The sequence below is a fragment of the Chloracidobacterium sp. N genome (genome assembly GCF_018304765.1).
Taxonomy (GTDB): Bacteria; Acidobacteriota; Blastocatellia; order Chloracidobacteriales; family Chloracidobacteriaceae; genus Chloracidobacterium; species Chloracidobacterium aggregatum.
The window spans coordinates 352,936-365,048 of record NZ_CP072642.1 but is presented as its reverse complement, the minus strand read 5'-3'; the positions used below and the strand labels follow the sequence as shown (position 1 = coordinate 365,048).

General features: G+C 64.0%; 11 protein-coding genes. 8 read left to right on the top strand and 3 right to left on the bottom strand.

Features of this window, described 5'->3' with window-relative positions; translation table 11 throughout:
* The first annotated feature begins 34 nt into the window (after nt 1–34).
* From J8C05_RS01515 to ndk, 3 genes are all read left to right on the top strand, one after another.
* Nucleotides 35–1,165 carry an MlaD family protein gene (locus J8C05_RS01515; RefSeq protein WP_211422475.1) on the top strand — a complete coding sequence of 377 codons (1,131 nt, stop codon included), beginning with the start codon at nt 35–37 and terminating at the stop codon, nt 1,163–1,165.
* Between the two features lie 62 nt (nt 1,166–1,227).
* The gene (sucD, locus tag J8C05_RS01510) at nt 1,228–2,106 is read left to right on the top strand and encodes a succinate--CoA ligase subunit alpha (protein ID WP_211422474.1); all 879 of its coding nucleotides are present in this window, start codon (nt 1,228–1,230) and stop codon (nt 2,104–2,106) included.
* A 94-nt stretch (nt 2,107–2,200) separates the two neighbouring features.
* Nucleotides 2,201–2,620 (top strand): nucleoside-diphosphate kinase, encoded by a 420-nt coding sequence (gene ndk, locus J8C05_RS01505; RefSeq protein WP_211422473.1) that lies wholly within the window; start codon nt 2,201–2,203, stop codon nt 2,618–2,620.
* Between the two features lie 43 nt (nt 2,621–2,663).
* Here ndk and guaB read toward each other — a convergent pair whose 3' ends face one another.
* The 3 genes from guaB to J8C05_RS01490 all read right to left on the bottom strand — a co-directional run bounded on the left by guaB (nt 2,664) and on the right by J8C05_RS01490 (nt 5,749).
* Nucleotides 2,664–4,142 (bottom strand): IMP dehydrogenase, encoded by a 1,479-nt coding sequence (gene guaB / locus J8C05_RS01500; protein WP_211422472.1) that lies wholly within the window; start codon nt 4,140–4,142, stop codon nt 2,664–2,666.
* A 112-nt stretch (nt 4,143–4,254) separates the two neighbouring features.
* Nucleotides 4,255–4,749, bottom strand: coding sequence for a GNAT family N-acetyltransferase (locus J8C05_RS01495; RefSeq protein ID WP_211422471.1), 495 nt, complete (start codon nt 4,747–4,749; stop codon nt 4,255–4,257).
* A gap of 79 nt (nt 4,750–4,828) precedes the next feature.
* Nucleotides 4,829–5,749 (bottom strand): bifunctional 5,10-methylenetetrahydrofolate dehydrogenase/5,10-methenyltetrahydrofolate cyclohydrolase, encoded by a 921-nt coding sequence (locus J8C05_RS01490; protein WP_211422470.1) that lies wholly within the window; start codon nt 5,747–5,749, stop codon nt 4,829–4,831.
* 286 nt (nt 5,750–6,035) lie between these two features.
* Here J8C05_RS01490 and J8C05_RS01485 point away from each other — a divergent pair, with 286 nt between their 5' ends.
* The 5 genes from J8C05_RS01485 (at nt 6,036) to J8C05_RS01465 (ending at nt 12,067) form a co-directional block, all read left to right on the top strand.
* Nucleotides 6,036–7,214 (top strand): hypothetical protein, encoded by a 1,179-nt coding sequence (locus J8C05_RS01485; protein ID WP_211422469.1) that lies wholly within the window; start codon nt 6,036–6,038, stop codon nt 7,212–7,214.
* Nucleotides 7,215–7,224: 10 nt separating this feature from the next.
* A complete protein-coding gene (locus tag J8C05_RS01480) occupies nt 7,225–8,391 on the top strand; it encodes a DegT/DnrJ/EryC1/StrS family aminotransferase (RefSeq protein ID WP_211422468.1) in 1,167 nt (388 codons plus the stop codon).
* Between the two features lie 110 nt (nt 8,392–8,501).
* A complete protein-coding gene (rph, locus tag J8C05_RS01475; protein WP_211422467.1) occupies nt 8,502–9,224 on the top strand; it encodes a ribonuclease PH in 723 nt (240 codons plus the stop codon).
* Nucleotides 9,225–9,249: 25 nt separating this feature from the next.
* On the top strand, nt 9,250–10,503 hold the full coding sequence (locus J8C05_RS01470; protein WP_246840716.1) for an ABC transporter substrate-binding protein: 1,254 nt from the start codon (nt 9,250–9,252) through the stop codon (nt 10,501–10,503).
* A complete protein-coding gene (locus J8C05_RS01465; protein ID WP_211422466.1) occupies nt 10,484–12,067 on the top strand; it encodes a glycoside hydrolase family 1 protein in 1,584 nt (527 codons plus the stop codon). The genes J8C05_RS01470 and J8C05_RS01465 overlap by 20 nt, the downstream gene beginning before the upstream one ends.
* Nucleotides 12,068–12,113 lie beyond the last annotated feature (46 nt).

Below are 12,113 nucleotides of genomic sequence, written 5' to 3'. Positions count from 1 at the left end.
GGCGCTTGGTTGACCTCACCTGGTGCCTGCCGTCATGGCTTCTCCCCCACCAACCGAAGAAATCGCTCCGACCCGCAGCGCCGAACGCCATGAGCCAGCCAAACGGCGCACGTTCTGGCTGGTGGTTGGGGCGCTCTCCATCGTGGCGGCGGCCGCAGCCTGGCAGTCCTACCAGGACCGCCATCGCTTTCTGCTCTACGTGACGTTCCACGACGTGGACGGTCTGCGGCCGGGGGCTGAAGTCCGGCTGGCCGGGGTCAAGGTGGGGGCCGTGCAGCGTATCGAGTTCACCAGTGTGCAGAAGGTCGTGCGGTGGGATACGCCACAGGTGCAGGTCACACTTGGCATTGACCGGCGTCTGACGGGGCTGAATGCGACGCAACTCATTCACCGGGACGCCATTGCCGTCCTTAAACGCGACGGAACCCTGGCCGACCGGATCGTGGACATCATCCCCGGTAGTGCCGCCGCGCCGCTCGTGGTCGAAGGGGATTTCATTGCCGGACAGATTGAAGGTGACTCCCGGACCATTGCGCTGCGCAGCGCCCAGGTCAACGCCAACTTCGAGGCCATGCGTGAACGGCTCCTCGCCGTTCAGCAACGTCTCGAACGCGGCGAGGGAACTCTGGGGGCCGTCCTCAAACGGCGTGAACTCGCCGACCAGATGGCCCAGTTTCAGACCGAGTTGACCGGACTTCAGCAGGCGCTTCAGACCGGCCGCGGGTTTGGTTCCGTCGCGCGCCGGCGATTGCAACCACGGGTGACGGCGCTTCAGACCGCGGCCAACCGGCTGCGGGCCGACATCGAGGGCGGCCGTGGCACAGCCGGTCAGTTCTTTGCCGATCCAACCTGGCGCGAGCGGGTCACGGCCCTTCAGAGCCGGTACGACCGTCTGGCGACCCGCCTGACCACCCTGCAACAGACGGCCGAACAGGGCACGCTGGGACGCCTCGCCCGGGAAGACGCCTTCCGTCAGCGGCTCCAGACGACGCGCGCCCACGTCACCCGTATCCAGAAACAACTCGAACAGCAGGAAGGCAGCGCCGGCCGGTTTCTCCACGATGGGCGCCTGCGGCGCGAACTTGCTGAATTTACCGCCGAACTCACCAAAACCGTTTATGACGTGCGCCAGTCGCCGTTCAAATACATCCGACTCAGGTTCTGAGTCCCTTTTCCGCCCTGTGCGTGAATGGCAGGTTCACGCGGCAGCGGCCCGCCATATTGCTTATGAGTGTTCTGGTCAATAAAGAGACCCGTCTTGTGGTACAGGGCATTACCGGGCGTGAAGGCACCTTTCACACCCGCCAGATGAAGGATTACGGCACGAACGTCGTTGCCGGGGTGACGCCCAACAAGGGCGGCACGATTCACGAAGACACCCCGGTGTTTGACACCGTGGCCCAGGCCGTTGCCGCCACCGGAGCCAACGTCAGTGTCATTTATGTGCCGCCGGCCTTTGGCGCGGATGCCATCATGGAAGCCGCCGAAGCTGGCATTGCCCTCGTCGTCTGCATTACCGAAGGCATCCCGACGGTGGACATGATGCGGGCGTTCGACTTCGTCAAAAAGCGCGGCACACGGCTGATTGGCCCCAACTGTCCGGGCGTCATCACGCCGGGTGAGTGCAAGGTGGGCATCATGCCGGCGCACATCCACCGCCCCGGCCGGATTGGCGTTGTCTCGCGCAGTGGGACGCTGACCTACGAGGCCGTTCACCAGCTCACCCAGCTTGGACTGGGACAGTCCACCTGTGTCGGCATCGGTGGCGACCCCATCATTGGCCTGCGCTTCGTGGATGTCCTGCGCCTGTTCCAGGCCGACCCGGACACCGATGCCGTCGTCATGATTGGCGAAATTGGCGGCACGGACGAAGAAACGGCGGCCGCCTTCGTCCGGCAGGAAATGACCAAGCCGGTCATCGGGTTTGTTGCCGGCCGCACGGCCCCGCCCGGCCGCCGCATGGGCCATGCTGGCGCGATCATTGCCGGCGGCAAGGGGACCGCGGCCGAAAAAATGGAAGCCATGCGCGCCGCCGGCATGCACGTGGTCGAAAGCCCGGCCGACATCGGGGCCAAAGTCGCCGCCGTCATCGGACATACGGCTTAGGGGCCCGGGTTCAGCTCGTTCCGGTTGCCGTCTGCCGCCCGACATCGCTAACCTGCGGCACATTTCATGTTGTCGGATGGAGTACACCAAAACCATGTCGCTTGAAACGACGCTTGCCATCATCAAACCCGACGCCGTGCGCGCCAGCAACACCGGTCACATCATCCAGCGCATCACCGATGCCGGTTTTCGTCTGCGCGGGATGCGGCTGATGCACCTGACCCGGCCCCAGGCCGAAGGCTTTTACGCCGTTCACCGCGAGCGGCCGTTTTTCGGGGAACTGGTTGACTTCATGTGTTCGGGGCCCGTGGTCGTCATGGCCCTGGAGAAAGAAGACGCCGTCCGCGCCTGGCGCGACCTCATGGGGCCAACCAACTCGAAAGACGCCCCCAAGGGCACCATCCGGGGCGACTTCGGAACGGATGTCGGCGAAAATGCCGTCCATGGTTCGGACTCACCCGAAAACGCCACGACCGAAGTGGCCTTTTTCTTTGCCACCAGCACGCTGCTGTAGGACAGGACAGCCAGGACAGCCGGGCGCTATGGCCAAGGCTGTCCTACGGCAGGCTTTCAAGCCGGTAGTTGGGCGCTTCCTTGGTGATGATGACATCGTGAACGTGGCTTTCGCGCAGGCCCGCCGCCGTAATCTTGACGAACCGGGCATTGGTTTTGAGTTCGGCAATGGTCCGGCAGCCGACATACCCCATGCCGGCGCGTACGCCACCGACCAACTGTGTCACCAGGGCAGACAGTGCCCCCTTGTAGGGCACTTTCCCTTCGATGCCTTCCGGGACGAGTTTCGATTCGACGGTTTCCATGTCCTGGGCATAGCGGTCGCGGCTGCCTTCCTTCATGGCCGCCAGCGACCCCATGCCCCGGTACGCCTTGAAACTGCGCCCCTGGTAAAGAATCAGCTCGCCGGGGCTTTCGTCCGTTCCGGCAAAGAGCGAGCCGATCATGACGGCATCTGCGCCGGCGGCCAGCGCCTTGGTGATGTCGCCGGAAAACTTGATGCCGCCGTCGCCAATCACCGGCAGGTCGGCTTCGCGGGCGGCCGCGGCGCAGTCGAGAATGGCCGTCACCTGTGGAACGCCAATCCCGGCAACTATGCGCGTGGTGCAGATTGAGCCGGGGCCGATCCCCACCTTGACGCCATCCACCCCGGCCGCGACGAGTTCGCGGGTGGCTTCCCCGGTGGCCACGTTTCCAGCCACAAGGTCAACCTCGGGAAACCGCCGCTTGATCTGGCGGACGGCTTCCAGCACACGGGTCGAATGGCCGTGCGCCGTGTCAATGACCAGGGCATCCACCCGCACCGCCACGAGTTCGGCCGCCCGCTCCAGATAGTCGCCCGTTGCGCCAATGGCCGCTGCCGTCCGCAGCCGCCCCAGGTCATCTTTCGTCGCGTTCGGGTAGCGAATCGCCTTCTGGATGTCCTTGACCGTAATCAGCCCCCTGAGACGAAACTCCTCATCCACAACGAGCAGCTTTTCGACCCGGTGTTTCTGCAAAATGCCACGCGCTTCCTGGAGGGTTGTCCCGACCGGCACGGTAATGAGGTTGTCCTTGGTCATCACCTCGCCAATGGGCAGCTCCAGCCGTGTCTCAAAGCGCAGGTCGCGGTTGGTGAGAATGCCGACGAGCCGCCCATCCTCCGGCCGTACCACCGGAACGCCCGAAATGTGAAACTTCGCCATGATGGCCAGGGCTTCTGAAATGGGACGGTCGGGCGTCATCGTGACCGGATCGACGATCATGCCGCTTTCGGAGCGTTTGACCTTGTCCACCTCGCTGCGCTGCGCCTCGATGGACATGTTTTTGTGAATCACCCCCAGCCCGCCCTGCTGGGCCAGGGCAATTGCCATGGCCGCTTCCGTGACCGTATCCATGGCCGCGCTGACGATGGGGATATTGACCTGAATGCGCCGGGAAAAACGGGTGGTGGTGTCGGTCTCGGCCGGAAGAACGTCACTTTTGGCCGGCACGAGCAGAACGTCATCGAAGGTCAGGGCTTCCGGTATTTCACGATAGTTCATGGTGACTCGCTTTCCGGGAGGTGTCAGGCCGTTTAGGGCGCGGCAATTGTGCGCCCATCGTAAAAGCTTCCCCGCCGTCCGGCCAAGTCAGCGCCCGTTCCGGCCCTGCAACTCACAGCGTCAGTTCCATCAGCAGGCCATCTTCGGGCGGGTCCGTATAGAAGTTGCGCTTGTGCGCCGTGGTGACGAACCCCAGCGACGCATACAGGGCCTGGGCGCCATGGTTTGACTGGCGCACTTCGAGAAAGGCCGTCGTCGCGCCATACAGGCGGCCCGTGTAGAGCGCCTCTTTCAGAAGCCGCCGCCCCAACCCCTGCCGCTGGACTTCGGGATAGACGGCGATGTTGGCAATGTGCAGCTCGCGGCCGTCATGCCGGGCCGAAAGCTGCACCCGTCCGGCCAGAAACCCATAGATGGCACGGCGCAGGAACGGCGACTGTCCCCGCACGACGAGCATGACGGCCAACGGGTTGTGGCGCAGTTCGGTGCGGTAGCCGTCATATCCCCACCGGCTCAGGCGCGCCAGGCGCTCCAGTTCGACCACGGCCGGCAAGTCGCTTTCCAGCATTGGCGCAATGTAGAAACGCGCGTCCAAAGGCTCCTTCATGACAATGCGCCACAGGCAAGCGAAAACATGGCTCTGATACTTTGTGGGGGAAGAACCACGGGCGATTATGAACCATTCCCTACCGGCGGCAAGCGCGTTCGGCAGCCAGGACGGTGTTGCGCATCAGCATGGCAATGGTCAGCGGACCGACGCCGCCCGGCACCGGCGTCACGTAACCAGCCAGCTCTGCCGCCTGGCGTGGATGTACATCCCCAATCAGCGTGTAGCCTTTCTTTTCGAGGTCGGCCAGGCGCGCCGGATCATCGCCAAAACAGGATTGGATGTCCGCCCGGGTCGTCACCTGGTTGATGCCCACGTCAATGACCACCGCGCCGGGACGGATGAAGGTTTCCGTGACGAAGGCTGTCCGCCCGATGGCCGCGATGAGAATGTCTGCCGACCGGGCCATGGCCGCCAGGTCGGTTGTCCGTGAGTGGCATAGCGTCACGGTGGCGTCCCGGTGGAGCAGCAGCAGCGAAAGCGGCAGTCCGACAATCGTGCTTCGCCCCAGCACCACGGCGCGCTGCCCGCGCAGTGGCAGGTCGTAATGGTCCAGCAGGGCCACGACGCCGGCCGGCGTACAGGGCACGAAGCCTTCCTGTTTGAGTGCCAGACGCCCGACGTTGACCGGATGAAAACCGTCCACGTCTTTTTCCGGGTCAATCGCCCGGATGACGGCCGGCGCATCAATCTGCGCCGGCAACGGCATCTGGACGAGGATGCCGTGAATGTCCGTCCGGGCGTTGAGCGTGGCAACCAGCGCCAGCAGTTCGGCCGTCGTCGTCTCCGCCGGCAACGTCACGACTTCCGAATACAGCCCAAGCCGCGTACAGGTTTTGACCTTGCTGTTCACATAGGTACGCGACGCCGGGTTGTCGCCCACCAGCACGGCGGCCAGCCCCGGCCGGATGCCCCGCGCCGTCAGGTCAGCACACCGCGCCGCCGTTTCAGCATTGAGTTTTGAGGCCACCAAAGCCCCATCCAGAATTTGAGCCGCCACAGTTCAGGAGGTCTCCTTGGGAACATGAAGTGAATGCGCCGGGAAAGGCGTGTCCCCGCGACGGTAGATGACGATGACCGGAACGACAAGGTATGCACGGGCAGGCATCCAGCCCGTCTGCCACGTGGGACGCCGCCATGATGAAACGTATGAGACCTAACAAAACGAAACTTGGCTTGCCGCATCCGGCAATGTACGGTGAAAGAGAAAGCGTGCAACAGCACGGCCATACATACAAGCTGGTCTCCACGTTGCGTCCGACCCTATTTTCCAGGTGAGCAGCACAATGAACCACGAAGTGCAACTGCTGTTTTTCGTAGTGCTGGGGCTGGCAGGACAGGTCGTGGCCGTGGGTGGTGCGCTGCTGGCTTTCCGTCTTGGCGCACGCACCGGCGCGGATCGTCACCGGGCGCTTCCCCCGGAGCTTCCTGCGGGCAAATCCACGTCATTTACACGCTCCATCATCAGTGACACTGCCTCTGAACCGACAGCGCCCCTCGACACCCGGGCCGTGGCGCTGCTGCGCTGTCTCCGCCTGCCGCCGGTGTCTGACCATGAGGCGCTTCTGTCCTGGTACGGCCGCCTCCAGCTCGAAGGCATGGCACTGGCGGCCACGATGTCGTCCGAAACCCAGACGGTTTTTCGTCAGGCGCTGGACGCCATTCGTGACATTCTCGACACGCGCAACCTCGATGATCGCTATGAACTGCTGGCAGCAGCCCTGTTGCCGGTCTATGAGGGTCTCCACGCCAGGTCATCCGGCCCGTCGGAAGCGGCGCTGTCGCCACCGGCAGCCGAGCCATTGAACCGCTTTACCCCGAATGCACCACTGAACGGTCAGGCTGCTGTCCCGGTGGCCTACCGTGAGACGCCTTCCCAGGTTTCCGAAAAGTCCCGGCTGGCAAAACTGTTCGAGCAGGTCGAAGCGGCCGCCCGGGCGCGGGAAACACTCGCCTCGAACCCACCGGGTACCCGCCACGGCGAAGCGCCGCTGTCTGGACCTGAATCACCCACGAACGGGAACAGCAAAGTCACTTCGGAAGCCTCTGACCACACGCCCGGTCATACGCCCGTGCACGCCCCCGGCACGCAACTGGACACCTCGCGGCTGTCGCGGCGACTGGCTGAAATCCTCAAATCCGCCGACCGCAACGACCACCCCAGCGATCCGGCCGAGAGCAGCCACAGTACGCCCGAACCAGCCACGGACGAGCACAGTGCGCCGGAACTGCATCTCGTATCACCGCCCATCAAGTCACGTCTCAAGCGCAGCGGCACGCTCACGCCGGAACAGGAAGTGGCGCGCAAGGCAGCGCATGTCGTCGGACGGGCGCGGGAGTGGTATGGTCGGCCGGACATTACCCTCCGCGAGGTGCAGTCGGCCTGCGCCGCTTTTGGACTGGAGTTCAACGAAGTCGCCGCCCGGGCCGAGCTGGCCAAACCGCTTGCCGAAGACGTGTTCTGAAACGACGCCCATGCCCGACGGCTTCGTGCCGATTCTCGACCTCGAACCCCAGTACCAGGCGCTGCGTCCGGCACTTCAGGCCGCCTTTGAGCGGGTGTGCCGGTCGCGCCAGTTTGTTCTGGGCGAGGAAGTGGCCGCCTTCGAGGATGAAGTGACCAACCATCTGGGCGTGGCGCATGCCGTGGGCGTCAACTCCGGCACAGATGCGCTTGTCATCGCCCTGCGAGCGCTCGACATCGGTCCGGGCGACGAGGTCATCACCACGCCGTTTTCCTTCTTTGCCACGGCCGAGGCCATCAGTCTGGTCGGGGCCACGCCGGTTTTTGCCGACATCGAAGCCGAAAGCTTCAACCTTGATCCACACGCCGTGGCATCCCGGATCACCAGCCGCACCCGGGCTCTGCTGCCCGTGCATCTTTTTGGGCGTCCGGCAGCTATGGGCGCGGTGCTGGAACTGGCCGAACGTTATGGACTGGCCGTGATTGAGGATGCCGCCCAGGCGTTTGGGGCGCAGTACCTGCCGCCATGTGCCGGCTGTGACGGCCAGGGCTGTCAGCCGACCACCCGGACACGGCTGCACGGGCGCTATGTCGGGACGCTGGGCACGGTGGGCGCGTTTTCGTTCTACCCGTCGAAAAATCTGGGCGCGTATGGCGATGGCGGGCTCATCGTCACCAACGACGCCCGCCTTGCCGAACGCGCCCGCAAGCTGCGCTCGCATGGCTCCCTCGTGCCTTACCAGAACGAAATGCTCGGCTACAACTCGCGGCTCGATGGCCTTCAGGCGGCCATCCTGCGGGTGAAACTGCCCCATGTGACCGGCTGGAATGCCGCCCGGCGACGCCTGGCCGAACGATATACGGCCCGGCTCGCCTCACTGCCTGGGGTGACGCCGCCGGCCGTTACTCCGGGGCATGTCTTTCACCAGTACACCGTACGCCTCCCACGGGAGCGGCGGGACGCCATCCGGCAGGCGCTCCAGGCGCAGGGCATCGGAACCATGGTGTACTACCCGACGCCCATTCACCAGCTTCCGGTCTATGCCGGCCGGTTTCCGGCCCAGCCGGTGAGTGAGATGGCTGCGGCTGAAGTCCTGAGTCTGCCGATCTGGCCGGAAATGACTGACGCCACATGGGAGCGCGTCATTGCGGCCGTGGAACGCGCCGTCGCCGGCTGAAGCGCCTTTCCCGCTCCCGAACCTGCCCTCGCTTGTACAAGGGGCTTGTCACGTTGCCGGAGTTGTGAAACAACGCGGACAACATCCAGAACAACCGGAAGACACCAGCCATGCGAAGTGGTGGGCGCGCCCCCAATGCCCTGCGAACGGTACAGTTGACGCCACATGTCAACAAATACGCGGAAGGGTCGGTACAGGTCGAATTTGGTGATACGCGGGTCATCTGCCTGGCCAGTGTCGAAGAAAAAGTGCCGCCGTTTCTCAAGGGCAAGGGCACCGGCTGGGTGACGGCCGAATACGCCATGCTGCCGCGTGCAACCGACCAGCGCACCCCACGGGAAGTCACCCGTGGGAATCCCTCCGGGCGGACACATGAGATTCAACGCCTGATTGGGCGCAGCCTGCGCGCCGTCGTGGACTTTGCCAAGCTGGGCGAGCGGACGATTTACCTCGATTGTGATGTCATTCAGGCCGATGGCGGCACACGCACGGCGGCGATCACCGGCGCGTTTGTGGCGCTCGTCATGGCGGCCCGCAAGCTTCAGGCGGATGGCGTCCTGAAAGACATGCCGGTGACGGACTATCTGGCCGCCGTCAGTGTCGGAACGGTCAACGGCACGCCCCTGCTGGACCTCGATTACCGTGAAGACTCCAGGGCTGAAGTGGATATGAATGTCGTCGGGACAGGCGATGGCCGCCTTGTCGAGGTGCAGGGAACGGCCGAGCAGCGTCCCTTCTCGCGGGAGAACATGAATGCGCTCCTCGATCTGGCCATGCAGGGCATCCGTGAACTCATCACCCTCCAGCGCCAACTCCTGGGGCTGCTGGAATAAGCCCTTACCTGGGATGCGACCATCCATGACGGGTTCCGCTTTGCGCCCTTCCACGTTCCCGGTGTGGCTTCGGCGGTGGCAGGTCGTGTGGGTCTGGCTGGCGCTGGCGGCCCTGGCAGGCGTGGCGGCCTGTGAGCGCAAAGGCCGGGCGGCGGCCGGCGACGGGCTGCCCCCGGTGCTGAAAATTGGCGTCTATATGCCGATGACCGGCGACACGGCGACCTTCGGCACGTCGTCCATGGGGGGCATTCGCCTGGCCACCGAACAACGCAATGCGGCCGGCGGGATTCGTGGTTCACGTATCGAACTCATCCTCGAAGACGACCGCGGTCAGCCGGAAGAAGCCAAAACCGTCGTCACACGCCTCGTGACGCGCGACAACGTCATCGCCGTTCTGGGCGAAGTCGGCTCGGCGCGCAGCATTGTGGCGGCGGCCGTGTGTCAGCAAAAGCGCGTCCCTATGCTGACGCCTTCCTCAACCAACGAGAAGGTCACACGCAAGGGCGATTTCATCTTTCGGGTCTGCTTCATTGACCCCTTCCAGGGTGAAGCCGCCGCGAAGTTCGCCGTCCAGGACCTCAAGCTGCGGCGCGCGGCCATCATCACGGATGTCAAGAACGATTACAGCGTAGGTCTCACCAAATCGTTTCGGGAAAGTTTCACGCGGCTCGGCGGCACGGTTGTCATCGAAAAGAACTACCAGGCCGGCGATGCCAGCTTCAACGCGCAACTGACGGGCATCCGGGAAGCGGGCGCGGACTTCGTCTATGCGCCGGGCTACTACGGCGACGTGGGACAGATCATCAAACAGGCGCGGGAACTCGGCATCCGGGTGCCCTTCATCGGCGGCGACGGCTGGGATTCCCCTGACCTGTGGCGCGGCGGGAAGGAAGCCCTCGACGGCTGTTTCATCACGAACCACTACTCCGTGGACAACCCGGACCCACGGGTGCAGGCGTTCATTGCCGCCTACCGCCAGCGGTACGGCGACACCCCCGATGCCCTGGCGGCGCTGGCTTACGACGGCGCGCAGGTGCTCTACGCCGCCATTGAACGGGCCAACAGCACCGACGGCGAAAAAATCCGCGACGCCCTGGCCGCCACCCGTGATTTTCCTGGCGTCACCGGCACAATTTCGCTCGATGCCAATCGGAATGCCGTCAAACCGGCGGTCATTCTCGAACTCCGGGATGGAAGCTATCATTATCGAACCACCATCCACCCTTCATCCGACCAGGAAACCGAAGTGCCCAATGTCCATGGACAAGCTCCCCGTTGAAACACCGGTCACGCAAGAGACGGACGCCCCATCCCGCCGCCGGGCTTCCCGGCGGCGCTTTCTGGCCTCAACCCTGACGACCACGGCCGCCCTGGCAGCCGGCAGTGTGACGTCCGCTGCAACACCGCAGGCCCCCTCCCGCAAGCCACGCACCAGCCAGAAGCCAGCCGGAAACACCTTCCCCGCTGGCTTTCAGTGGGGTGCGGCCACAGCGGCCTACCAGATCGAAGGCGCCCTGGATGCCGACGGCAAAGGGCAGTCCATCTGGGACATGTTCGTGCGCAAACCGAATGCCATCTGGCGCGGCCATACAGGCGATGTCGCCTGTGACCACTACCGGCGGTACAAGGAAGACGTGGCCCTGATGAAGAAGCTGGGTCTCAAGGCGTACCGCTTCAGCCTCGCCTGGGCGCGCATCCTCCCGGAAGGCACCGGGACGGTCAACGCCAGGGGGCTGGATTTCTACGACCGCCTCGTGGACGAACTGCTGGCGGCCGGGATAACGCCCTTCTGCACGCTGTATCACTGGGACCTGCCGCTGGCGCTGCACCAGCGCGGAGGCTGGACCAACCGGGACAGCGCCGACTGGTTTGCTGAATACACGACCGTCGCTGCCCGGCGGCTGGGCGACCGCATCACTTACTGGATGACCCTCAACGAGCCGCAGGTGTTCATCACGCTGGGCTACCAGGCGGGGCGGCATGCCCCCGGGCTGTTGCTGCCCCTCAAGGACGTGCTCCAGGCAGGCCATCACGCACTGCTGGCGCATGGGAAAGGTGTTCAGGCGTTGCGCGCCCACGTCAAACAGTCCCGGATTGGCTTTGCGCCGGCAACGCCCATTGCTTACCCCGCCACCGAGCAACCCGAAGACATCGCCGCTGCGCGCGCGTTCAACTTCGGGATTCAGGGCTACGGTTTTCTGTTCAACGCCTCGGTCGGGCTGCCGCTCAAAAATCCGTTCAACAACGCCTGGTGGATGGACCCGGTCTTTCTCGGTGAGTACCCGGCCGAAGGGCTGGCGCTGTACAAGGCCGACGCGCCGCAGGTGGCGGACGGGGATATGGCCGTCATTTCAACGCCGGTGGACTTCTGTGGCGTCAACATCTACTTCGGGTTTAAGATTCAGTCCGACGGACGCGGCGGGCCGCGGGTCGTCATTCCGACGCCGGCCACCCCCCTGACGGCCTTTGACTGGCCCGTGACGCCGGAAGCGCTCCGGTGGGGGCCGAAATTTTTCCACGAACGTTACAAAAGACCGATATACATCACGGAAAACGGACTGGCGCTGCGCGACTGGGTGGCGCTTGATGGAAAAGTTCACGACCCGCAGCGCATTGATTTCACAACGCGCTACCTGCGCGAACTACGCCGTGCCGTCGGGGAAGGCGTGCCGGTGCAGGGGTACTTTCACTGGTCCATCCTGGACAACTTTGAATGGGCCGAGGGCTACAAGCAGCGTTTCGGGCTGGTGTATGTGGACTATGACACGCAGGTTCGCACTCCGAAGGATTCCTTTGCGTGGTATGCTCAGGTCATTGCGACAAACGGCGCGGCACTCGGATGAGGGGTTCACCGGCGAGGTTTCCACAGCTATGACAGATGTTGGTTGC